A 22903-nucleotide genomic window follows, 5' to 3' on the forward strand; every position below is an offset into this window, starting at 1 on the left:
TACGCCTCGACGCCATCACGTCCCCGGCATTTGCATTGACGATTCCATGTCCGCAAACAATTGTTCGGCGCTATCTTCAAAGATTCGCCCAATCAGAAGATCCGTAACACGGCCCCGATGCTCGGGATGCATTTTCATGAAACGGCCGATGCTGAACTCTTTCGAGTAGAACGCGTCGACCAGCTTGCGTACCCACTGGGCCCCCTCTTTGAACTCCTCGGTCCATGTATTGAGTTGTGCGGCACTGAGATCGTTGTTGGCAAACCCTTCGACGACTGCGTCGGCAGCCCGGATGCCCATTTCGAGCGCGAAGTAGACACCTGACGAATAAACCGGATCGATAAATCCAAAAGCATCACCAATCAACACCCATCCATCGCCGGCATGTTGTTTCGTCGAGTACGAAAACTCTTTCGCCGTACGAATCTCGCCTAATCGCGTGGCTGGTTCCAAACGACGTTGCAAACCGGGACACATACGCAGTTGTTCAATGAATACGTCTTCAGGTTTCTTACCACTTTTCAACAAATAGTCGGTATCGCCAACGCATCCGATGCTGGTCATGCCGCGCGACAGCGGGATGAACCAAAACCAAGCGTCCTTGGTTTCCGTATTAAGAATGATCGTCGCGCCCTCGTTGTCTCCTTCGCCGCGAACCGCGTCACGATAGTAGGTCCAAATCGCAACCTTCTTCAATCGCGGATCGATTTGCTTGAGCCCAAGTTTGTTCGCAATAAACGATTGTTGGCCCGTTGCATCGATCACGACGCGGCATCCAATCTCGTGCTGTTTGCCGTCGGCATCGCGCAGCACCACTCCTGTTGCGCGGCCATCGGAGTCAAAATGAACGTCGACAAGCCGTGTCGAATCGCAACACTCGGCTCCCAGTTCGCCTGCACGGTCGAACAACATTTTGTCGAATTCACTGCGTTCGACTTGCCACGTGCTACTGCATTGGCGCGAGTCGTGATCGCGAAAGAAAAATGGTTCCGATTCGGTTCCTTTGTGCGTGACGAACTGAACGCTCTTTTTCGATTGAAACCCAGCTTGGCGAACCCTCTCGTTCACCCCGAGTCGATCGAGTGCCCAGTAGGTTTCGGGCATTAGTGACTCGCCAACGTGAAATCGAGGCATCGGTTCACGTTCAATCAATAGCGTGTCAAGTTCGGATTGGGCGAGAATCGCCGCCGCCGCCCCGCCCGCTGGGCCGCCACCGATCACGATACAGTCGTAATATGCTTTCATCAACGGATTCCTATGAATTTGCCAATCTGTAATTCGCATGACGCAATTTTTGGCAATTTTCGCTTTCTAATGGTAGCTGCCGGTTTTTTTCTGCGGAACAGTTCCGCAGAACAGTTTAGTCCATCCGGCAAGCACCCCCCATTCGCTTGATCAAAACGCACGGAGGACCTACCATGCGAGTTGGTCTGACCAAGAAAAAATGAACTGAGGATGATAACGATAATGTCTCGCCGAAAGCCCAACCAACTTCTTTTTAGCTTATTTGCGATCGCCTCAGCGGTATGCTTTTCCCAATTGGTTACCATCGATTCGGCGGAAGCACAGTTGTTTCCTCGGTTGCGTGCGCGGTTGCGTGGTCAAAGCCAACCGCAGTATCAACGCCCACCTCAGCAAAACTACCGGCCACCTACATCGAGTTATCGTTCGGCTAGGCCGCAACAAATGAATTCGCCCGACGGTCCCGAACTTCAACGAGCTCGACCTGTTTCCCCCAACGACAAGTCAGGTACCACTAATTCTGACAAGAACAGGGCTGCGGCAAAACCTGACGATTCAGGCCCTTCGATATTAGTGCCTAACGATGAAAAGAAAGCGAATAAGAACAATGCGACCTCTCCGGCAACTCTAGGCATCGATGTCCAACCAACCGATAAGTCGACCACTCCCGGATTGCCCAGAATACCGGGGATCGAAGTTCGGCGGGTTCGCGACGTATCGAAAGTCCGCCAATCAGGACTAGAGGAAGGCGATGTGATTGTGATGCTAGACGGCCAAGCGACACCAAATGTCGAGTCGGTTCGAGAGATTTTGTCATCGAAGAAAGTCGGTGACTCGATCGTCGCGAGAGTCTACCGAGGCAGACGCGTTGCCAATTTGACCTTGCCACTCATTGATGAGGCAGCCGAACGACAGATCGCCTACGCCAAGCCTGATTTTCCCTCTTCGCAAAAACAGATGCGTTCCCAAATCGCAACCGACTCGGGTATCGCCGATTTCGGTGTCGCAGTGACCGACTCGCCAAACGAACGAGGCGCAGTAGTAACGCAAATCAAATCGCAGTCAACAGCCGAATTATTAGGACTGAAAGTAGGTGACCGAGTGATTTCGGTCGGCGATACCTTTACCGTGGGTGGTGATGCATTCCAAAATCAGATCGACAGTTGGTATCGTGACCAGCCGCTGAAGCTGCAACTGGTCCGCAACAATCGTTTGTATACATTGACGGTCGATCCGCAAGCACTTGCGATGGCCAAAGCGAAAGCCGCAAAGGATGCAAAAATTGCTCAAACATCGGGTAATAGCGAAGCGAAGCGGGACAACAAAACGGCCCAGGGCAAGAGCTCTGGCAGCTCGGTTTTCAGTGGAATTGGTTCAGCAATTGGTGGCCTGTTTGGCGGTAATTCCACAAAAATAAATGGGGAAGCGACGACAACCAAGACACTACCCGCACCTGAAAAGGATTCCATCGTGGCAAGAGAGGAAATGCCAAAGCCCGCCAAGGCCGAAACCATACCTTCAACGGGCGAAGTGGATGCGTTGGAATTCGGTGATGGCGAACCAATCGGTCGCGTCAGCTTCGAAGATCTCGATTCCCAAGCGATGCCTGCGGAGCGTGCGTTCGACTAGTGGCTCCCATCGTTTGCTTTCGCATCACCGCTTTCCCATCTTGAAAGAACGCCGCATCAGGCCGGCGCAGACAGCAAACCGTAACAAAAAAACCCGCTTGCCAAGACTCAGGTGAATCTCGACAAACGGGCATGTTCTCGCAGAATCTCTAACCAATAGATGATCGCGAGTGGGGTGGCTGCGCCGAAGCATCAGCCCGCCGACTTAAACTACGGGTTACCACCCCGTTGGCTAGTACAGCAATATTCCACTTGATCACCTCCTTTACGTAATTGGTTTGACGATTCCCACTCAGGTGCCAACCAGATTCGAGTGGCAAATCGTACGGAAAGGTCTTTGCCGTGACGCGTTATCACGGCCCGGTACTTTCATTATCCTCACCCGGCAAGAGCCTGACAAGTTTCTGAAAGTGTTTTTCAGATAAAAATATGGACCCAAACGCTACCAAACGGGTTCGCGGTCGAATCGGAGATGGCTTAGAATAATTGCCATGATCAACGAACCGACCATCATTCTTTCGGGAACCGACCCCGATTTGCCGCAGAACGTGCCACCTGGATTGGCCCGCTATAGCAATTTGCGTGAAATGGCTCGTGGCGGTAGCGCAATATTGAGAGCAGGCTTCGATTGCATCACCGGTCGGACCGTAGCGATCAAATGCTTGCTTCCCGAAACCAGACACGACCGCCGCGAGCAACGCCGAATCCTCCGCGAAGCACGCGTAACCGCCCAATTGCAACATCCCAATACCGTTCCGGTCTATGACATCGGTAACGACAAGGTTGAAGGGATCTACTTTGTGATGAAGCGGATTTCGGGCGAGAATTTTTTTGAGATCCTTAAACGAATCGCGCGCGGGGAACAGGACACTATCGACGTGTTCCCAGCCCAACGGCGAGTTGAGATCCTCATCAATGCTTGCCAAGCACTCGCCTATTCCCACGCTCGAGGGGTAATCCACCGCGACGTTAAACCCGAGAACATTTGGGTGGGCAACTTCGGGGAAGTCATCCTGTTGGATTGGGGCGTCGCAAAGGTATGGGGGCAAGCAGACGACAACGAACCACTCAACCGAAGCGTGCTAACGACCGAAGAAACGGAAACTCAACAACTAAAAACGCTCACCGGTGGCGGCCAACGACCTGGTACTCCACTGTACATGTCACCTGAACAAGTCAACGGAAACCGAGGCATCGACGAACGGTCCGATATTTTCAGCGCAGGTGTGACGTTGTACGAAGCACTAGCGCTTCGCGAGCCCTTTCGGGGCGCCGATATCAACGAGACCTTTGACAATATTCAAAACAAGGAAATCCCTCCGCCAAGCGAACGATCGCCAGACCGGAAAATTTCCCAAGCGGCTGATGATGTGGTGATGAAAGCGATTCAAAAGCGACCTGCCAACCGCTACCAGTTCATGCGAGACTTCATTGAGGCAATGCGAACGATCACTTGAAGGACTTGGTTCGCCTATTCAAATGGCGACACGACACGCCGCATGCCTTTGTTCAAACTTAACTTCTTAACTTCTAAGGCATTGGCATTCTTAGGCATAGCCACCCTCAACCTTAGATTGCCACGCTGGACTCGGCATTGCCCCGAAAATCAGTTTTTGGGGTGTTTGCCCTAAATTCGCGACGCAATCGACGATTGTGATCGCAACCGCTTCGCGCAGGCCGAAAACATGTCGATACTAACGCTCCTACCGTTTTCACCTGTTTCTGCTACTTGATTCGCTTTGTGACGTTTAGCTAACGCGTCGCAATGGCGTGGAGAATTGTTTTTGATGCAACGTACTCTTGTTCTTTTGAAGCCTGATTGTGTCCAACGACGTTTGATGGGCGAAGTGATCTCGCGGTTCGAAGCCAAAGGGCTCGAGATTGTCGCGATGAAGATGATCCAAATTACCCCTGAACTTGCGAAGCAGCACTATGCCGAGCACGTCGAGAAGCCGTTCTACGGAGGGCTTGAGGCCTTCATTACGTCGGCCCCCGTGATCGCAATGGCGATCGACGGATTGGAAGTGATCCGCGTGGTCCGCGAGATGTTGGGAGCAACTAGCGGTCTAAAGGCTGCCGCTGGAACGATTCGCGGCGATTTTAGCAGTAGCCGTCAAATGAATCTGGTTCACGCCAGCGATGGCGAAGAAGCGGCCGCGCGAGAGTTGAAACTCTACTTCGGCGACTCGGAATTTTGCGATTTCAATTCGCCTATGACGTCATTCATGCGAGCATCGGACGAGTAGTTCCCGTCGCCATAGGTTGGGCGATTGGATACCACACTCGCCCTGAACAGCACACTCGCTCGAAAAGACAGATGAGATGAATCGTCGTCAAACCGCGTTTAGCGGCGATTCATTTTTTCTTCAGCCTTGGCCGCTTTCAATGCAGCCGCTTCACGCGGCAACTTGAATTCGGGCCCGGCTGGGAAGTATTGAATGTCGTCCTGCAAGTAGTACGGGCTCGGCAGGGTTTGTCCATTGAGAGAAACTTGGCATCCCGTGCTGGAAATCACACAAATTCCCGTTAGAACCGTAGCAACAGCTAGGCGAGTCATGCGTTGTTTCGTCGACTTTTGGCTCATCGTTGATGCCTTCGTGAATTTCCGGCGTTTGTTAATGCCAGCGTTTGTCATTGGAGGTGTCGAAACGGTCAGAACATCGCTGCAAAACCAGTGCAGCAACTGTCCTCACAACCCTCATCGGCCAAACAACCCGCATATCTTTACTCCGCAGCCAAGAAAATTGCACTTTGACGGAATATGAGTTGGTGATAGAGCCTTTTCATCCCAATTCCCCCAACAATACATTGGGTTGAGGCCCCCCGGCAAACCGCTGCAATCCTTCGAGACATTGCAAAATTAGTGGTTTTTCGCCAAGGCTGCCTCTACAATGTGCCTAAGCGCCGCGGCTCCGTGGCAAACTTTTCTCGTTTCTCTATTGGCCCCGTATATGTTTCTCCGTTTCATTACCAGATACCACTTGCGTGAAACATCAATGCGTTTCCTTTTCATGCTGGCTAATGCCGGCCTATTGGGATCCTCGCTGGCTAATGCAGCCACTTTTGCCAATTACCTGCCGGCGCGGCATGATCGTTTCTCATCGGGAGTGATTACGAATCCAACGTTTCTGATGGATCATTCATTGATTTCGGGAGTCGACGCGGTTGGTCAACGTGCCGCATTGATTTCGCCTCAGCACTATTTAACTGCGGCGCACATCTCGGCATTCAATCCAACATTCCTTGGCTCCGATGGGGCACTTCATAATTTCGCTCGCGATTTGACGCCAGGCTCGCGAACCGTTTTGGGTACAACCTTGACAGCCGATTTTACGAAATCAAACGGCACCGTATTGTTGGCCGGAACGACACACGCCAGCGACATTGCGATTGTCCGACTCGCCGCGCCAATTCCGACCGCAGACGGAATCGACACGTTACCGATCTACACAGGGACTCTATCTTCGATGGTGGGAGAGGAGTTATTTGTGTTTGATAAAAACGTTCGAGCCGGCAAGGATACGATCGACATTGCGGAGATCGTTGAACTCAATACCGGTGCGATCACCGCTTCAGTCATTTATGGCTTTGATGAAGAAGGAACAATCCTACCATCCGATGAACTTCGACTCGTCGGCGGCGACTCCGGCGGATCGTCTCTGATCGATTTCGGTGGGCGTTACGAAGTCGTCGGCGCTAATATGGGAGTAGGCACCGATACGGACACAGGCAAAGTCTACAGCTTCAACACCTTCGCAGGTGCCTACATGAGCGAGATCGAGTCTATTATGAACGCCGACGGGTACGTGCTAGGTGCCGAAGGCATCTTCGTCACCGCTGTACCGGAACCAGCGACCTTTTTCTGCTTGGCAATGGGGATGGTTGTGATCGCGACCAACCGACGTCGGATAAACCGTCAACCGCTTAGTGACCTCCCCTAGTCGCATCGATCGAACTGCGACTTCGATTTCAAACTTTAGTTATGCAGCATTTATCGGTGACGGTTTTGATCCACCGCGATCGGGAGCACTAGTAACCGCGCGACGGGCAATACCAAGACGGGGAAAGCCAAACACATCGGCAACGTCGCTCGTGAGTCAGGAATCAACGCAAACAACACAACCCCAATGACGACGCAACCAACCAGCCATGTAAGCAACGTGCGTTGGATCCATTGAATCGAAGTGGTGTTACTGCGGTACGCCAGCCCCAACGATGTCGTTAATCCAATCGCTTTCACTCCCATTAGCAATCCAATGATGGACGGAATGTAAGAGACCCCGAAGTAGAAGGCTTCCAAAGTTTCTTCCCACTCACGTTGCTTGAAGAACCACGTCGAAACGGCGAACGTGGCTGCAAACATGCATGCCAACAGGGTCCCGATGACACCGATCGCGATCCAAGTCCGCCCCGCAAGTGTCACCCACAAATGGGCCAAATTGCGGCCGAGAAAAAACGTCACGAGCGCTACCATCGCCACCACGGTAACTCGAATTCCCGAAGCCAGTGGTAGTCCATCCACCGTCGGCATCGTCGACAAGTCCGTCGCCCAGCGATGCCATGCCTCGCGGTGCGTCTCGAAACCGAGCCAAATCACAAAATACAGGAACGACATCAGCATGAAACGCAGCGAGATCGAAAGCGTCTCACCCAGCCGTGTCGATGCGATTTCTTCGGACGACAACGGACTGGCAGCCAAATAGGGCGGCAACGTTGTCGTTTCGGTGTGCGAGGTCGGTTCAATCAACATATAAATACCGCTGTTGGCAAAAACAAACAACATGAAGCACCCGAGGAACAGCGAAACCCCAGGAGGTGAATCGAGCATCGAAAACAGTAGAATCGTAGGCACCACGAGAAAAAACAAAACTCGCACACGATTCCCGCGAGAACGTTTCAAGTCGTGCCAACGCAATGCGTTGGTCGCCGTCCTATGTTCATGACGAGAGCACTGGTCATCGAAATCTTGATCAAGCCATTGCCAAAACCGCTTTCCGATCGGAAACGAGGTGGAAGGTATTTTGCCAACCACATTCGATCGCGCGACATGAATCGCCCGAACGGCAAAGACAATTCCGATAACGAGAAAAAGAATCTCACCAACGATGATCAATAGAATAAGGAAAGTCGTAAGCGGTGAAGTCGCCGAGTGAATCCCAGTGCCCGCGACCGCCAAACTGGCAATTGGAGCGAGAACGGCGAAAGCAACGAAACGATGCCACCCGGCACGAAACGGACGCCACGCAATCGCTGAAACCCAAACCCCCGTGGCGACAATACTGACGAAAAGAATCGACATCGGCATGATCAAACCATCATGCTTCCAAGCGATCAAGCAAACCAACCACCAAAGCAACCCTACCCAGAGCGTCTTCATCACAATCGGAATCGCTGCCAATTTCCATTCCGCAATCGGCATCCGCAATAAGAAGTGACTGTAGCCCGTTTCGGACGAAGCAAGATCGTTCATATGAACAAAATCAAATGCAATCACTCCCCATAAAAACGCAGGGAGAAACGTGATGAGCAGCAGAAAGCTCGCAAAAGTGCTTGGTTCGCGAGAGCGAATTGGCAGTGAAAGAACAAAACACTCTGTGATCGCCAACATGACTGCAAAGACGACAATCGGCAGTCGATGTCGGGTCCAAGCAAAACGCAGCAGCGCCAAGTTATCTGACATCAGCCACCTCCGTAGGCACGTTGGAACGTTCGATATTTTGATTGTCACGTTCGTGTCCCGCTTTCGCTGCAAACCATCGCTCCAGAGTGATTGAATGCTGCGAAATTAACGTCACGCTCGACGGTAATTCCAACTTGTTACTATCTGTTTGCGCGCTATCGACCACTCCTGTCCATTCGTGCCCCTCGCCTCGCCAACCGAACACACCCGAAACTTCGGGCGCCGCTGTTGAATCGCTGCGACACGTGATCTCGTGATATTGCTCGTGCATCGCGTCGACAGAAATCGTTTCAATGATGCGACCGACACGCATCAGTGCAAGCGTATCGCAAACGCGGTCCACTTCGTCAAGCAAGTGACTCGAAAACAAAACCGTCCTCCCTTCGTCACTGACGGCCCGAATGATCGCCTCAAGAATATCATGGCGAGCCAATGGATCGAGCCCGCTGCTCGGTTCATCCAAGATCAATAGCTCGGGCCGATGCGCGATGGCCACCAACAACCCAGCGCGCGCACGTAACCCCTTCGACAGCGACCGTAACCGATCAGTCCGCGATAGACCAAATAGATCGAGAAGTTTTGTGGCATAGACATCATCCCAATCTTGGTAGACACCACGAGCAAAATCGATCAGCTCGCCCACTCGCATCCACGTTGGTAGCGAATCTTCTTCGGTCAAATAGCCAACTCGTTTCAACACGTTCACGCAATCCACCACCGGGTCCATCCCTAACACTCGCACCGTTCCGGTTTGGGATCGGAAGGAACCAATCAAATGGCGAATCAATGTCGTCTTGCCCGCACCGTTGAGCCCAACAAGTCCAAAGATCGATCCACGGGGAATGTGCAAGTCGACATGATCCAAAGCGACTTTGCCACGAAACGAACGACTCAAGCCGTTAACATTGACGGCCAAACCATCGGTATGCTCATTCATGAAGGACCATCCAAAGGAGGAAAACGTTGATCGTGTTTGCGAAGCAGTGCGATGAGCTCTTCGGTGTCGAAGCCAAGTTGCCGCGATAGAATCAGAAGCTTGTCCAAATGCGGGCCCATCATCTGACGACGCTGCGCGGCGGTACGCTGCTGGACCGATTCGGCGACAAACGTCCCTGTCGTCCTTCGTTTTTCGACGAGCCCCTCATGCTCCAATTCACGATAGGCCCGGGCAATCGTATTGGGATTCACCCTCAAATGCTCGGCCAGTCCACGGATCGTCGGCAACTCGTCACCACAGTGAAGAACGCCCGAAACGATTCGGAACCGAACCTGATCGACGATCTGCTGGTAGATCGGCGGCCCATCGTTAGAAATGTGTATCTGCATCTTGAACCCTTGTATCAACACATTGATACAAGATAGGCAACGCAAAGTCAAGCTTTTACTCTCGGCGGGCAGTTTCAACCGACCGGGCGCATTGCCAGACGTTTTGCCAGACGCTTTGCCAGACGTTTTGACGGGCGTTTTGACGGGCGTTTTGCCAGACGCTTTGCCGGGCGATTGAGAGCAATTTGGCCAGCCCGAACATACCGGCTTAGCCCTAAAACGCACACCAAATGCGTTACGCCACGGATGAAATCCCAATGGCGAGAGAGAAAACGTGACAAACCGAGCACGTTACTCGGGAGTCGTGTAAGACGTTAACGCCTTCATGTAGTTGGCTCGGTTCAAACCTTCGGGGTTCGCACAGCGGTTAATACTCATACTTCCTTTGATCTGCTCAACCGATTCGTACTCGTGTTCTTCGAGCCAACGAGTCAAGCCAGTACGCAGTTCGCCAAGGTAATCGCGTCCTTTTTGCAGCAGAATCGTCGCCATCATCACCGCATCAGCGCCAACCAACAACGATTTAACAACATCTTCGACATTGTGAACGCCACCCGTTGCCGCGATCGATGCATCAATTTGATCCCGCAGGATCGCGATCCAACGAAGTGCCACTCGCAACTCGTCGGGTGTACTTAGTTTCAATGCCGGTTCGAAGGTCAATGAATCCAAATCAATATCCGGAGCCAAATAGCGATTGAACAGAACCAAGCCATCGGCCCCCGCTTGGACGAAACGGCGAACAACGTCCGGTAGCGATGTGAAGTAGGGACCGACTTTCACACCGACGGGAATATGAACCGTTTCGCTGACGGCGGCGATCAATTCGCAGTACTGGTTCTCGACATCGTTACCGTTGGCATTCCGTTCGGTTGGAATAAAGTAGATGTTCAATTCCACTGCGCTCGCACCGGCTTGTTCCATCAATTGTGCATGGTGAACCCAGCCACCTCTGGTCGCCCCATTCAGGCTGGCGATCACAGGAATCTTCACGGAACTGATCGCCTCGGCAAGTGTTTTCAAATATTCATCGGGGCCGAGGTTGTACTCCATTTCAGGAAAGAAGCTGAGCGATTCGGCCATCGAGTCAGCTTGAAATTCGTGCAACCGTTCGACTTCGCGGCGCTCATGATCGATCTGTTCTTCAAATAGGGATGGCAACACGACTGCGGAAGCACCGGCTTGTTCTAATTTACGCACCGAGTCGACGTCGCCCGTTAACGGACTCGCCGATGCGATTAGCGGACTATCGAGCTTCAAGCCTAAGTAAGTAGTCGACAGGTCAATGCTCATTGTGTTTCCTATACCTAGAAATCGGATTAATACGTCTGGGTTTCTGGCTTCGTGATGGTGTCCATCGACCAAATGTTATGGCGTCTCGATGGCTGCTCCGCTTAACGGAAACAGTCAGGACACCAACCATCGTCGATAGCATCATTTTAGGGCGTCAAATCGGTGAACTCGCGGTCAACATCCGCAAGTTGCGAATAATAACTATATGTTTCGTCAATGTCACGTTGGGCGAGCTTCATCAGTTCGCGAGCACGATCGGGTTTCGATCGGGCCAACATTGCGAATCGCGCTTCCTTCATCGCAACTTCTTTAAACGGAATCGACGGCTTCTTGCTGTCCAACCGGAACGGATGTTCGCCCTTGCGAGCATTTCTGGGGTCGTATCGATACAGAGGCCAGAACCCGCTCTTGACCAAATCCTTTTGGTGGCTCATCGCCGATGTCATGTCGATCCCGTGTGCGATACAGTGGCTGTACGCCAAGATCAACGATGGACCGGGGAACGATTCGGCTTCGTGGAACGCCTTGATCGCTTGCGCCGGATTGGCTCCCATCGCAATTTGCGCCACATAGACACTACCGTAAGCGATCGCCATTTGGCCCATATCTTTCCGGTGAGCTTCGCGGCCAAACGCCGCAAACTTGGCTGTCGCTGCTCGCGGAGTCGCTTTCGATGCTTGTCCGCCGGTGTTCGAGTAAACGCCAGTGTCGAGCACAAGCAAATTCACGTTCCGCCCGGTCGACAAAACATGGTCGACGCCTCCGAAGTCGATATCGTAGGCCCATCCGTCACCGCCAATGATCCACATGCTTCGATCAACCAGCGAATCGGCGATCCGTTCCAATTCGCGTGCATCGGGATCATCGACCGAGCGAAGCACTTCCTTCAATCGAGCGATTCGGCCCCGTTGGCTGAGAATATCTTGTTCATTGTTCTGTGTCGCATACAGGAATTCGGTTGCCAGCTCCAATCCGATTTCTTCGGACAGTTCGCTCAACAAATGATTCGCGCGATCTCGCTTTCCATCGATCGCCAAGCGGATACCCAAGCCGAATTCGGCGTTGTCTTCGAACAACGAATTCGACCACGCCGGACCGCGTCCTTCCGCGTTGGTCGACCATGGGGTGGTCGGCAAATTGCCTCCGTAAATCGAAGAGCATCCCGTCGCGTTGGCAACCACCATTCGGTCGCCGAACAATTGCGACAACAATTTCAAGTAAGGTGTCTCACCGCAACCCGCACACGCACCCGAGAATTCGAACAGCGGTAACATCAACTGTGAACCCTTGACCGTATTCGACTTGACCGTTGAGCGATCAACATCGGGGATTGTGGCGAAGAATTCGTAGCGTTCTTTTTCGACATCGAAGTGATCCGCTTTGGGCATCATGTCGATCGACTTGTGCTTGACCACTTCTTTGCTCTTGGCCGGGCAAACATTCACACAAACACCACAACCGGTACAATCTTCGGGAGTCACTTGGACGGTCAAAGCGGTTTGTGGTTCACTATTTGGTTTCGACAACCGCGCCAAGAAGTTCTCGGGTGCGTTGGCTAGCTCCGCGGCATCAAATCGTTTCGTTCGAATCGCAGCATGGGGGCAAACAAGCGCGCAAAGCCCGCATTCAATGCAAATATCGGGGTCCCAAACGGGGATCATGTCGGCGATATTGCGTTTCTCATAGGTCGCTGTTCCGGTCGGGAAAGTCCCATCAACCGGAAATGCACTGACGGGCAACAAATCGCCTTTCCCGGAGATGATCATTCCGGTTACCCGTTTGACAAAGTCCGGCGCAAAATCGGGAACGGGCTGTAGCATGTGTTGGTCACCCTCGGTCGATGCCGGGACGGTGACCTGTTGCAGTGCAGCGACCGAAGCGGAAACCGCATTAAGATTCTTTTCAACGACCGCAGGTCCTCGTTTACCATAGGTTTTCTCGATCGCGGTTTTGATTTGCTCAATCGCTTCATCGATCGGCAACACTTTCGCTAATGCAAAGAAGCATGTTTGCATGACGACATTGATGCGACCCGCCATGTTCACGTCACGAGCGATTTTAGCAGCGTCAATGACATAGAAATCGAGATTCTTGTCGAGGATTTGCTTTTGCATTTCCACTGGCAAATGATCCCAAACCTCATCGGCACTGAACGGGCTGTTGAGCAAGAACGTCCCATTCGGTTCGGCGGTTTCGAGCACATCCATTCGCCGCAGCAGTTCGAATTGATGGCACGCCACGAAACTGGCCTTGCGGATCAAATAGGTCGAATTGATCGGACGAGGGCTGAATCGCAGATGGGAAACGGTGGTCGAACCTGCTTTTCGAGAGTCGTAAACGAAGTAGCCTTGAGCATAAAGCGGAGTGTTCTCACCTACGATTTTGACGGAGTTCTTATTGGCACCGACCGTGCCATCACTGCCAAGCCCGTAAAAGACCGCTCGCGTGACATCGTCCGGTTCGTTAAACCGTTCTTCGTCCCACGGCAAACTTGTCAGCGAGACGTCGTCGTGAATCCCAATCGTAAAGTGACGTTTGGGATTGTCGGTAGCCAAATGATCGAGCACCGCGATCACCATTGCGGGCGTGAACTCCTTGGACCCCAATCCATAACGACCACCGGTAACCAACGGGGTCCGTTCGGCTTGTGGATCCCAACCTTCGGCGATAGCCGTAATCACATCTTGATACAACGGCTCGCCGATCGCACCGGGTTCTTTGGTGCGGTCAAGCACGACGACACGGCGGGTCGTCTTTGGAAATTCAGCGAGAAAGCGAGTAACATCAAACGGGCGGAACAAGCGGACTTTTAACAGCCCTACTTTTTCGCCTGCTTGGTTCATTGCCTCAACGGCTTCTTCGGCCGCACCAATGCCCGATCCCATCATCACGATGACACGATCCGCATCCGGAGCACCGACATACTCGAACAATTTGTACTGCCGACCGGTTCGCTCCGCGAAGCGATCCATTTCTTGTTGGACGATATCGCAGGCGGCATCGTAGAACGGATTGGCGGCTTCGCGTGCTTGGAAAAAGACGTCCGGGTTTTGAGCGGTTCCGCGAAGCACCGGGCGATCGGGATCAAGGCTACGGTTTCGATGAGCCCAAACGGATTCCATGTCGAGCAAGCTGCGGATGTCGTCATCCGAAAGCGGCTCGATTTTGTTGACTTCGTGCGAGGTTCGAAAACCATCGAAAAAGTGCAAAAAAGGCACGCGAGCCCGCAGGGTGGCGGATTGCGAAATCATCGCAAAATCGTGTGCTTCTTGAACCGAAGCGGAGGACAGCAGCGCGAAACCTGTGCTTCGAACACTCATCACGTCGCTGTGGTCACCAAAGATCGATAGCGCGTGCGTGGCCAAACTGCGAGCAGCAACATGGATCACCGCCGAGGTCAACTCGCCCGCGATCTTGAACATGTTGGGGATCATCAGCAGCAGGCCCTGCGATGCGGTGAACGTGGTCGACAAGGCACCGCCTTGGAGCGAACCGTGCAGCGCCCCGGCAGCCCCTCCTTCGCTTTGCATCTGCACCACTTGGGGGATCACATCGAAGACATTGCTCTGCCCCGCTGCGGCCCAGGCGTCGGCCAGTTCGCCCATTGTCGACGAAGGCGTGATCGGATAAATCGCAATCACTTCATTCGTGGAAAACGCGACTCGAGCGGTCGCTTCGTTTCCATCCACCGTGACGTAACCATTATCCATACTCGATTCTCTCCCGAATCTAATTTTTTGTCGTTTTTCTTGAAGGAACTCGCGGGGGAATTCCCGTAAGAAGGAAATCCGACCAGGTACGTCTGAGCGACATACCCCACCTGAATTCTTGTGCCAATGCTAACCCATTAGATGGGTATTCACAAACGCCTCGCCAAAGCTTGAGACGTGAGAGCGACAATATAGCCACTAACGAATCAAAAGGGAACGAATGGGCTCGCGACGATCGGCTCGATTTCCTTAACAAAAGCGAACCGAACTGCGTCAATCTGTCTTTGGCGAAACAAATACCGAGCCCATACAACCGGTGCCATTGTTGCCAATAGCCACAACATCCGTTATTGCTGAAATTGCTGTTATCATGACACGATTCTAGAGACCAACCGGAGTGAGCGAAGGCAATCCGAGCGGTAGCTCGCTTCGCTTGCAGCTCGCACCGCCCTACGATATTTCGCCCTACACGATTTTGCTCTGCGATTCCGCCATCCTATTTCAATGAAAGCGCTTTCCAATGCTCGACCAAATTGCCAAACTTCGCATCATCCCTGTCGTCGCAATCCAAAGTGTCGAAGACGCGGTTCCATTGGCCAATTCACTTTCCATTGGCGGATTGCCGGTCGCCGAAATCACCTTGCGTACACCAGCTGGACTTGCCTCGATCGCCGCACTTGCATCCCGCCCTGATTTTCTTGTCGGAGCCGGGACTGTGCATAGTGTCGATCAAGCAAAACAAGTGGCCGATGCGGGAGCCCGATTTGTTGTTTCACCCGGACTCAATCCAAAGACGGTCCAATGGTGCTTGGACAAACAGATGCCAGTCTTTCCAGGCATCTCCAGCCCGACCGACCTTGAAATGGCATTGGATCTAGGCCTCAAAGTAGTCAAGTTTTTTCCGGCCGAGCAGATCGGTGGCGTTAAAATGTTAAAAGCACTGCAAGGTCCCTATGGCGAAATTCGTTTCATTCCGACGGGAGGCATTAGCGAAAGCAATTTGGCGGATTACTTGGCACTGCCATCGGTCATCGCTTGCGGCGGCAGTTGGATGGTCAAATCCGACATGATCAATAGCGGTCGATTCGGCGAAATCGAGCGTTTGACAGCCGAAGCGACTCGTCGATTACAGTCGCTAGGAAGCTAATTTTTATGGGTCAGGAAGGGTTTTGCAGCTACAATGAAGAACGCTTCGATTTCGCTTCGAAACCTTGCTCGGCCCCGGCGGTTTAATCCGATATGAACAACAAAATCCTGACTTTCGTTGCCGCATTTTCCATTTTGGTGGCATTCCACGTTTTCCCGTCGGCCGAGGTCTCGGCTCAACCGCAAAGGGGCGGTGGACCTGGCGGTGGTTTTGGTGGCGGCGGTGGTTTTGGTGGCGGTCCTCCCGGTGGCGGCGGCAATCGCGGCGGTGGAGGCGGTCCTGGAGGTGGTTTCGGCGGCGGCCGGAGCAGGGGTGGTGATTCAGGCCGCGGCGGATTTGACCCCGCGGCGATGTTGCAGCGTTTCGATAGCAACGGCAATGGCATCCTCGACCCAGACGAACAACAAGGGCCAGCACAATTTATTATTGGCCGGGTCCAGCAAATGGATAAAAGTATTGAACCGGGCAAACCGGTCCCGCTGAAAAAGATCTCCGAAGCGTTCACTAAAATGCGTGAACAAGGTGGAGGCGATAACGGAGGCGGCCGTGGAAACCGCGATCAAAGTCGTGAGGACGAAGCACTAACCGCAGAACTTCTCGTCCCTGGATTTGGGACCGACCAAGAACTTATCCCACTGCTTGGGTTTGGGCCGAGCGCCGAATTAATGACTGCCGCAGTGTCGGATGAAGATAAACGGGAAGCTCAAGAACGGATCCGCCGATACGATCGCGATCGCGATGGGCAACTATCCAAACAAGAACTTCAAAACGGTCGATTTTCCGGGACTCCGATGGATTTCGATTCCAACCGCGACGGCAAATTGTCGGCCACCGAATTGGCGGTCCGCTATGCCCGACGCCGTGAAGTCCGTGAAGAGGAAGAAGCGAGCAAGCAACGAGAAAGAGACCGCGACCGAAATCGCAACAATCAACAATCCTCTAGTGAGGTTGATTACTTCAACGGACGCAATTCCTACCGAATTGAATCCGCATCGACACCCGACGGATTACCAGGTTTCTTTACGGACAAAGACACCAACGGCGATGGCCAAGTGAGCATGGCTGAATTCGCCGATCAATGGAACGATGAAGTGATCGAAGAGTTCTTTAAATCGGACTTGAATAGCGATGGCGTGATCACCGTCAATGAAGTGCTACAAGCGGTTGAGGACGGAGTCCAAATTAACGCTCCTCCAAGTCACTCGACTTCCACCAGCGATTCGCCAGACAGTGGCGCCACAAACGCATCCGTGCCGAGCGACGCCAAGTTAGACGACCGGTTAGTCAAGACTGCCGAACGGATCATTTCTCAGAATGACAAGAACAATGACAATGCACTGACGCCATCGGAATGGGAATCGATGCTGCTGAATCCCGGACCAGCCGACACCGATCGCGACGGACGTATTACGGTTCGCGAGTACGCTCAGTGGATGCAGAATCGCTCGAAGAGACGGTAATCGCCGTCTCTTGCGCAGCTATCCGCAATGTTTCTGGCCCCTGGCCCCGCGCCACTGGCCCCGCAAACTAATCGGACGGACAAGTTTTCCGGGCGGGTTACCGGGCCGACAATTCCTTGACACTTCGGACCAATTCGATCGCATGCTCTACGGGCGTTTCTTTTAAAATGCCATGGCCCAAATTAAAAATGTGCCCTGGTCGATCACCAACCGACTGCAATAGATCCGCTACACTTTTGCGAATCACATCACGATCCGCAAGCAGAACCGTTGGATCCAAGTTGCCCTGAACGGCGCAATCATGGCCAATTCGTTGCCAAGCCACATCGAGCGAAATTCGCCAATCAACACCAACGACCGTTCGGCGGTCGCCTCTCAACAGCGGCAACAACTCAGGATTTCCAGTCGCAAAATTGATCACCGGCACAGACGGATCAATCCCCGCGATGATTTGCTTCATCCAAGGCAAAACGAATTTGCTATAGTCTGCAGGCGATAAACACCCCGCCCAACTGTCAAACAACTGAACGCACTGAGCACCCGCGGCAACTTGGTGATTCAAATAAACCGTGATTGCGTCGGACAACTTGCTCATCAAATCCGACCAAGCCGACGAATCCTCGTGCATCAATTTCTTTGTGTTTGAATACTGCCGACTTCCGCCACCTTCGATCGCATAGCTGGCCAGCGTGAACGGAGCACCCGCGAAACCAATCAAAGGCATGGTTTCCGGCAAATCGGCACGCGTTTGGCGTACCGTTTCGTACACAAAATCAAGTTCCTCGGGACGATCCAACGGCAACACTCGCGACACGTCTGAGGCTTCACGAATCGGATTGTGAATCACCGGTCCGTCGCCACGAACAAACTCCAGCTCGAACCCCAACGGTACCAAAATCGGCAACAAATCCGAAAAGATAATTGCGGCATCGACGCCTAGCCGATCGACCGCAGTACACATCACTTCGCTGCAAAGTTTCGGATTGGCGCACAGTTCCAAGAACGATTGCTTCGCTCTAACCTCGCGATACTCGGCCATGTAACGCCCCGCTTGACGCATCATCCAAACGGGTGTCCGCTCGGTCGCCTCGCTGCGACACGCACGCATAAACAGGCTATTGTGCGATGGATGACGCGTCACTGAATCTCCTTTGCTTTTGACAATAACTTGCAGACGGCGTTTTGAATTCACAAGTGCTTCGGAGCGTGCCGCCGCCTCGGTAACAAGATGCCCCATTTTCGGATGGGATGGCTCCATGTCGACATGTAAATCACATTCCGTCGCCATTTGGGTCGTGGTCGGCCCAATCGACGCGATCACCGTCGACTGTAATCCGCGGCGAAGTTGTTCGACCATGTTCAATTGCTCGGCCATTCGCAACATGTTGACGATCTGGTGAGCACTGGTCAGCAGCAGCACGTCACGCTCGCCCGCTGCGATCGATTGCACATTGGCTTCAAGTGGCCCAATGTCTTCGGGAAATTCCCAACCATAAACGCGAACAGGTTCGACGGTCGCGCCGCGAGCTTCGAGACCCGCGATCAGGGAAGCATTCGTGACGCCGTACTCCTGCAACCCCACATTTTGGTTCGCGATCGGTACGTGCGAATCGATCGTCTGCAGCAGTTCTCGCCAAGTATTCGGTTCCGGTACGCGAAACGTGGCCGTCAAACCAACATCGCGCAGTGCGACCGCAGGCTTGGGACCTCGGCAAATCGTGGTGATATCCGAAAGCGAATCAAGGAAACGCTGTTTATCGAGGTGTCGTTCGATCGCTTTGAGAAAGTAACGAAAACCGACGCCAGTTGTCAGAATCATCGTCCCAATTTGACCTGTCATCACACGATAAGCGAAATCAATCGCGTCTCGATTCGGATCGATCGGCACCTCTCGCATCGAGGGGCTGACGTGAGCGGTTCCATTATGGCGTTCGATTAATCGAGCCATATCCTCCGCACGGCGACTTTCGAGAGCCGCGATGTTCAAGTGATTAAAATCCGCTGACGGCTTGGGCATGGGGCGAAGTGGGTAAGAGGAGGGATCGTCCATTTTGCCCCATTGTACGCCGGTTGGAACAAGTTCAGTAGGGTCGGTTTTCTTGCTCCATTCCACTCAATCGCCTTGCTGACCTTCCGGTGGAATCTCGTGCCAAAGTGCCGTCAATGACAAGTTAATGTCGACAAGAAACAACACCAAGCATGCGATCAGACAGACCATGCAGAGAATAAAATCACCCGCAATCAGGCCAACAAAATCGAAGTGAAAATAGGCTCCAACGAAGAGACCGATCACCAGCAGAGCGGCCAACAAAACGCTAAAAACGCCAAACGCAACTCCCGCTCGAATGATTTTGGCCCGCCGTGAAAAGATCCGAAGTTGATCCAAAACAATGTCTCGGTCCGCGTCTGGATCAACGCGAAGCGTCTTGACCAATTGCCGCGACCGGTCAATCACGCGCCCAATTCGGTTGGTCATACTCAGTAGAATTAAACCGACCCCCGAAACGAGGATAACGGGGCCAATCGAAAGCTGCAAAATCGGTACTAGTTCTGTAAGTGTCATAAGGTGCTACCAAGGTCGAAATGCCAAACGTTCCCGAATCGTAAACGGAAAAAAAGCATCGGCAATAACCATAGCGGGACGTTTCGCACCACGGGAAGTTTCGCCGCAGTACAGGTCCAACAATGGATCGATCAATGTCATAGGCAGTGAAGTCGCCCGCTCACCTCGAAATCCGCTCACCTCGAAATCCGCTCACCTCGAAATCCGCTCACCTCGAAATCCGCTCACCTCGAAATCCGGTCACCTCGAAACCCGCTCACCAATAGATATGGGACCAACAACCTCACTGCCCACTGCTCACTGCTCACTGCTCACTGCCCACTGCTCACTGCCCACTGCTCACTGCTCACTGCCCACTGCTCACTGCTCACTGCCCACTGCTCACTGCTCACTGCTCACTGCCCACTGCTCACTGCTCACTGCTCACTGCCCACTGCCCACTGCCCACTGCCCACAGCCCACTGCTCACTGCCCGCTGTCCAGCTAGCACAGCGGTCCGCCCGAAGTAGAGACATGTGGAAAAGGAGAATGCGGTCGCGCCCCCCATGGGCGCCGTTTGTGCCATAGAATATTGCGGTCGATGATACCGCGCTGTGTGATTGAGATTTCCACTTCCCTCTCCGAACGAGCGAACAACATGTCCGAGCAAGATAAAGCCTTTTTTCAACAGACCCCTGATCCGAGTCACGCCGAGAAGCTGGTCGTTCCATCGGCTGGTTGGTTACCGCTATTTGTCTGCCTAGGAGGTCTCTTGTTTGCCCTCGTCCTGTTCATTGCTGGCATCGCAACCGAAGCCGGTTTGGTCATTATCCTGGCCATCATGCTTTTCCCATGCGCGTTGATCAGTTTATTTGGACTGATGGCAATCGCTCCCAATGATTCTCGCGTACTGCTACTTTTCGGTGAGTACAAGGGAACGGTGAAAGAGTCAGGGTTCTTTTGGGTGAATCCGTTTTTTTCGAAACGAAAAGTGAGTCTCCGCGTGCGCAACTTCGAAACCGGATCTTCATCCACCCCCGAGCAAAAGGATGCTGCGGGCACGGTGGTGAAAGCCAAATCGCGAACGGCTAGCCGGCCGTCCAAGGTCAACGATCGAGATGGCAATCCCATTGAAATCTCATCGGTCGTCGTTTGGAAAGTAACCGATACGGCCGAAGCGCTGTTCGAAGTCGACGATTACGAACACTTTGTCGAAGTACAAAGCGAAGCGGCGCTGCGTAGCTTGGCAACTCGCTATCCCTATGACAGCGAAGACCATGAGATTTCACTCCGCGGCAGCACCGACGTGATCTGCGACAAGCTTCGCGAAGATATCCAAGAACGTTTGACCAAGGCGGGGGTGACCGTACTGGAGGCCCGCATTAGTCACCTAGCGTATGCACCGGAGATTGCGGCGGCGATGCTGCAGAGACAACAAGCAGGCGCCGTTGTTGCCGCCAGGACGAAAATCGTCGACGGTGCCGTCGGGATGGTCGATATGGCTCTCGAACACTTAAAACGTGACAACATTGTCGAACTCGATCCGCAACAACGAGCGACGCTAGTATCGAACTTGCTCGTCGTATTGTGTAGCGATCGTCACACCCAACCCGTCGTGCAAACCGGGTCGTAGCGGAAAAAGAATCGGCCCCCTCACCAGGTTGGCAAAATATCCTGCTGGGCTGCCATAAAGGACGAGGCTAACAAAAAGGACGAGGCTAACAAAAAGGACGAGGCTAACAAAAAGGACGAGGCTAACAAAAAGGACGAGGCTACCCAAATGGACGAGGCAGCCAAGATGAGCAGTGGGGCCCAAAAGGACCCTACTTCGCTTTGTCGCTTGCCGATGATAAAACGGGGTTTGCCACGAAACACGGACTGGATCGAAACACGGACTGGATCGCTGTGAAAAACTCGCTACAAAAATACTCGCAACTGGCCATCGATTTCATTGCCTATATCATCGTACGGATGTTGGTCTCCATCATCCAAACGCTTCCGCTCGACATGGGCAAACGGATGGCCGATTTCGTGGCATGGGTCGCTACCTGCCTGTTGAAAATCCGGCATAAGGAAACGGACGAGAATTTGCGTCAAATTTTCCCCGCTGCCACCGTTGCAAGTCGCGACCATTTGGAACTGGAAATGTGGCGACACCTGCTGCTGATGGTTTGCGAAATCGCGTGGGCACAACGAAGATTGCACTTAACGAATTGGAGTGATTACGTTCGATTTCGTGACAATCGCGCGGTGCTCAGCAATCTACTCTCGGGGCGGCCAACCGTCAGCGTAACAGGTCACTTTGGCAATTTCGAGATCGGTGGCTACGTGTTGGGGCTAATGGGGTTTTCGTCCACAACGATCGCACGAAGGCTCGATAACGTGTTCCTTCATCGCTGGGTCGAGAGGTTCCGCGGTGCGAAGGGGCAACAAATGGTGGACAAGGAAGGCTGTGCGCCGCAAATCGATCGTCATCTGCAAAACGGCGGCGCGCTGTCCTTGCTAGCTGACCAGCACGCCGGCGACAAGGGTTGCTGGGTCAATTTCCTCGGAGTCCCAGCGTCAAGCCATAAAGCATTGGCATTGTTCACCCTGACCAGTAATGCACCGATGATGGTCAGCTATACGATTCGTACCGATGGAAAACCAATGCACTTCGAAGCGGGCTGCGTCGCCGTTGCGGACCCTTTGGACGATCCAGATGGCGTTTGTGAATCGGTCACAAAGCTGACCCAGTGGTACAACGATTCACTTGCGACCGCGATCCAATTGGCGATTGAACAATATTGGTGGTTGCATCGCCGATGGCGCAAACCGCCTGCTCGAGTCGCAAAGCGGTTGCTAAAGGAAGTGGCGTGACGCGTTCGCGATAGCG

Annotated in this window: 17 protein-coding genes; 8 read left to right on the top strand and 9 right to left on the bottom strand. The window is 53.1% G+C overall.

Going from position 1 to position 22903, the window contains the following annotated elements:
• Nucleotides 1–15: 15 nt before the first annotated feature.
• Nucleotides 16–1245 carry an NAD(P)/FAD-dependent oxidoreductase gene (locus tag CA13_RS03565; RefSeq protein WP_146394626.1) on the bottom strand — a complete coding sequence of 410 codons (1230 nt, stop codon included), beginning with the start codon at nucleotides 1243–1245 and terminating at the stop codon, nucleotides 16–18.
• A 222-nt stretch (nucleotides 1246–1467) separates the two neighbouring features.
• Here CA13_RS03565 and CA13_RS03570 point away from each other — a divergent pair, with 222 nt between their 5' ends.
• The 3 genes from CA13_RS03570 (at nucleotide 1468) to ndk (ending at nucleotide 5116) form a co-directional block, all read left to right on the top strand.
• The gene (locus CA13_RS03570) at nucleotides 1468–2871 is read left to right on the top strand and encodes a PDZ domain-containing protein (RefSeq protein ID WP_419193894.1); all 1404 of its coding nucleotides are present in this window, start codon (nucleotides 1468–1470) and stop codon (nucleotides 2869–2871) included.
• A 490-nt stretch (nucleotides 2872–3361) separates the two neighbouring features.
• Nucleotides 3362–4327: a serine/threonine-protein kinase gene (locus CA13_RS03575; protein WP_146394628.1), complete on the top strand. Its 966-nt coding sequence runs from the start codon at nucleotides 3362–3364 to the stop codon at nucleotides 4325–4327.
• Nucleotides 4328–4657: 330 nt separating this feature from the next.
• On the top strand, nucleotides 4658–5116 hold the full coding sequence (gene ndk, locus CA13_RS03580) for a nucleoside-diphosphate kinase (protein ID WP_146394629.1): 459 nt from the start codon (nucleotides 4658–4660) through the stop codon (nucleotides 5114–5116).
• A gap of 98 nt (nucleotides 5117–5214) precedes the next feature.
• Here ndk and CA13_RS03585 read toward each other — a convergent pair whose 3' ends face one another.
• Nucleotides 5215–5454 carry a hypothetical protein gene (locus CA13_RS03585; protein WP_146394630.1) on the bottom strand — a complete coding sequence of 80 codons (240 nt, stop codon included), beginning with the start codon at nucleotides 5452–5454 and terminating at the stop codon, nucleotides 5215–5217.
• 412 nt (nucleotides 5455–5866) lie between these two features.
• Between CA13_RS03585 and CA13_RS03590 the strand changes: the two genes are divergently transcribed.
• A complete protein-coding gene (locus CA13_RS03590) occupies nucleotides 5867–6811 on the top strand; it encodes a PEP-CTERM sorting domain-containing protein (RefSeq protein WP_146394631.1) in 945 nt (314 codons plus the stop codon).
• A 50-nt stretch (nucleotides 6812–6861) separates the two neighbouring features.
• Here CA13_RS03590 and CA13_RS03595 read toward each other — a convergent pair whose 3' ends face one another.
• The 5 genes from CA13_RS03595 to nifJ form a co-directional block, all read right to left on the bottom strand.
• A complete protein-coding gene (locus CA13_RS03595) occupies nucleotides 6862–8550 on the bottom strand; it encodes a hypothetical protein (protein WP_146394632.1) in 1689 nt (562 codons plus the stop codon).
• Nucleotides 8540–9487: an ABC transporter ATP-binding protein gene (locus tag CA13_RS03600; RefSeq protein WP_146394633.1), complete on the bottom strand. Its 948-nt coding sequence runs from the start codon at nucleotides 9485–9487 to the stop codon at nucleotides 8540–8542. Before CA13_RS03600 ends, CA13_RS03595 begins: the two co-directional genes overlap by 11 nt.
• Nucleotides 9484–9876 carry a GntR family transcriptional regulator gene (locus CA13_RS03605; protein WP_146394634.1) on the bottom strand — a complete coding sequence of 131 codons (393 nt, stop codon included), beginning with the start codon at nucleotides 9874–9876 and terminating at the stop codon, nucleotides 9484–9486. The genes CA13_RS03600 and CA13_RS03605 overlap by 4 nt, the downstream gene beginning before the upstream one ends.
• A gap of 291 nt (nucleotides 9877–10167) precedes the next feature.
• Complete coding sequence (locus CA13_RS03610) at nucleotides 10168–11169, bottom strand: dihydroorotate dehydrogenase-like protein (protein ID WP_146394635.1); 1002 nt, start codon at nucleotides 11167–11169, stop codon at nucleotides 10168–10170.
• A 146-nt stretch (nucleotides 11170–11315) separates the two neighbouring features.
• Nucleotides 11316–14879, bottom strand: coding sequence for a pyruvate:ferredoxin (flavodoxin) oxidoreductase (nifJ, locus tag CA13_RS03615; RefSeq protein ID WP_146394636.1), 3564 nt, complete (start codon nucleotides 14877–14879; stop codon nucleotides 11316–11318).
• Between the two features lie 520 nt (nucleotides 14880–15399).
• Here nifJ and CA13_RS03620 point away from each other — a divergent pair.
• Both CA13_RS03620 and CA13_RS03625 read left to right on the top strand, forming a co-directional pair.
• Nucleotides 15400–16026: a bifunctional 4-hydroxy-2-oxoglutarate aldolase/2-dehydro-3-deoxy-phosphogluconate aldolase gene (locus CA13_RS03620; RefSeq protein ID WP_146394637.1), complete on the top strand. Its 627-nt coding sequence runs from the start codon at nucleotides 15400–15402 to the stop codon at nucleotides 16024–16026.
• 92 nt (nucleotides 16027–16118) lie between these two features.
• Nucleotides 16119–17486, top strand: a complete 1368-nt coding sequence (locus tag CA13_RS03625; RefSeq protein ID WP_146394638.1) for an EF-hand domain-containing protein — start codon at nucleotides 16119–16121, stop codon at nucleotides 17484–17486.
• 97 nt (nucleotides 17487–17583) lie between these two features.
• Here CA13_RS03625 and hemE read toward each other — a convergent pair whose 3' ends face one another.
• Both hemE and CA13_RS03635 read right to left on the bottom strand, forming a co-directional pair.
• Nucleotides 17584–19503 carry a uroporphyrinogen decarboxylase gene (hemE, locus tag CA13_RS03630; protein WP_146403386.1) on the bottom strand — a complete coding sequence of 640 codons (1920 nt, stop codon included), beginning with the start codon at nucleotides 19501–19503 and terminating at the stop codon, nucleotides 17584–17586.
• A gap of 96 nt (nucleotides 19504–19599) precedes the next feature.
• Nucleotides 19600–20049: a DUF2721 domain-containing protein gene (locus CA13_RS03635; protein WP_146394639.1), complete on the bottom strand. Its 450-nt coding sequence runs from the start codon at nucleotides 20047–20049 to the stop codon at nucleotides 19600–19602.
• Between the two features lie 637 nt (nucleotides 20050–20686).
• On the opposite strand from CA13_RS03635, the gene CA13_RS03640 reads away from it, so the two are divergent.
• Together CA13_RS03640 and CA13_RS03645 are read left to right on the top strand one after the other, a co-directional pair.
• Entirely contained in the window at nucleotides 20687–21661 is a 975-nt protein-coding gene (locus tag CA13_RS03640) for an SPFH domain-containing protein (protein WP_146394640.1), read from the top strand.
• A 272-nt stretch (nucleotides 21662–21933) separates the two neighbouring features.
• Nucleotides 21934–22887, top strand: coding sequence for a lysophospholipid acyltransferase family protein (locus CA13_RS03645; RefSeq protein WP_146394641.1), 954 nt, complete (start codon nucleotides 21934–21936; stop codon nucleotides 22885–22887).
• The last annotated feature ends 16 nt before the right edge of the window (nucleotides 22888–22903 follow it).

It is taken from the genome of Novipirellula herctigrandis (assembly GCA_007859835.1).
GTDB lineage: Bacteria > Planctomycetota > Planctomycetia > Pirellulales > Pirellulaceae > Novipirellula_A > Novipirellula_A herctigrandis.

Coding starts and splice junctions, on each gene's coding strand:
- CA13_RS03640 (WP_146394640.1), top strand. CDS start 20,687: ATGTCCGAGCAAGATAAAGCCTTTTTTCAACAGACCCCTGATCCGAGT.
- CA13_RS03590 (WP_146394631.1), top strand. CDS start 5,867: ATGCGTTTCCTTTTCATGCTGGCTAATGCCGGCCTATTGGGATCCTCG.
- CA13_RS03635 (WP_146394639.1), bottom strand. CDS start 20,049: ATGACACTTACAGAACTAGTACCGATTTTGCAGCTTTCGATTGGCCCC.
- nifJ (WP_146394636.1), bottom strand. CDS start 14,879: ATGGATAATGGTTACGTCACGGTGGATGGAAACGAAGCGACCGCTCGA.
- CA13_RS03585 (WP_146394630.1), bottom strand. CDS start 5,454: ATGAGCCAAAAGTCGACGAAACAACGCATGACTCGCCTAGCTGTTGCT.
- CA13_RS03575 (WP_146394628.1), top strand. CDS start 3,362: ATGATCAACGAACCGACCATCATTCTTTCGGGAACCGACCCCGATTTG.
- CA13_RS03570 (WP_419193894.1), top strand. CDS start 1,468: ATGTCTCGCCGAAAGCCCAACCAACTTCTTTTTAGCTTATTTGCGATC.
- CA13_RS03620 (WP_146394637.1), top strand. CDS start 15,400: ATGCTCGACCAAATTGCCAAACTTCGCATCATCCCTGTCGTCGCAATC.
- ndk (WP_146394629.1), top strand. CDS start 4,658: ATGCAACGTACTCTTGTTCTTTTGAAGCCTGATTGTGTCCAACGACGT.
- CA13_RS03595 (WP_146394632.1), bottom strand. CDS start 8,550: ATGTCAGATAACTTGGCGCTGCTGCGTTTTGCTTGGACCCGACATCGA.
- CA13_RS03605 (WP_146394634.1), bottom strand. CDS start 9,876: ATGCAGATACACATTTCTAACGATGGGCCGCCGATCTACCAGCAGATC.
- CA13_RS03600 (WP_146394633.1), bottom strand. CDS start 9,487: ATGAATGAGCATACCGATGGTTTGGCCGTCAATGTTAACGGCTTGAGT.
- hemE (WP_146403386.1), bottom strand. CDS start 19,503: ATGCCCAAGCCGTCAGCGGATTTTAATCACTTGAACATCGCGGCTCTC.
- CA13_RS03625 (WP_146394638.1), top strand. CDS start 16,119: ATGAACAACAAAATCCTGACTTTCGTTGCCGCATTTTCCATTTTGGTG.
- CA13_RS03565 (WP_146394626.1), bottom strand. CDS start 1,245: ATGAAAGCATATTACGACTGTATCGTGATCGGTGGCGGCCCAGCGGGC.
- CA13_RS03610 (WP_146394635.1), bottom strand. CDS start 11,169: ATGAGCATTGACCTGTCGACTACTTACTTAGGCTTGAAGCTCGATAGT.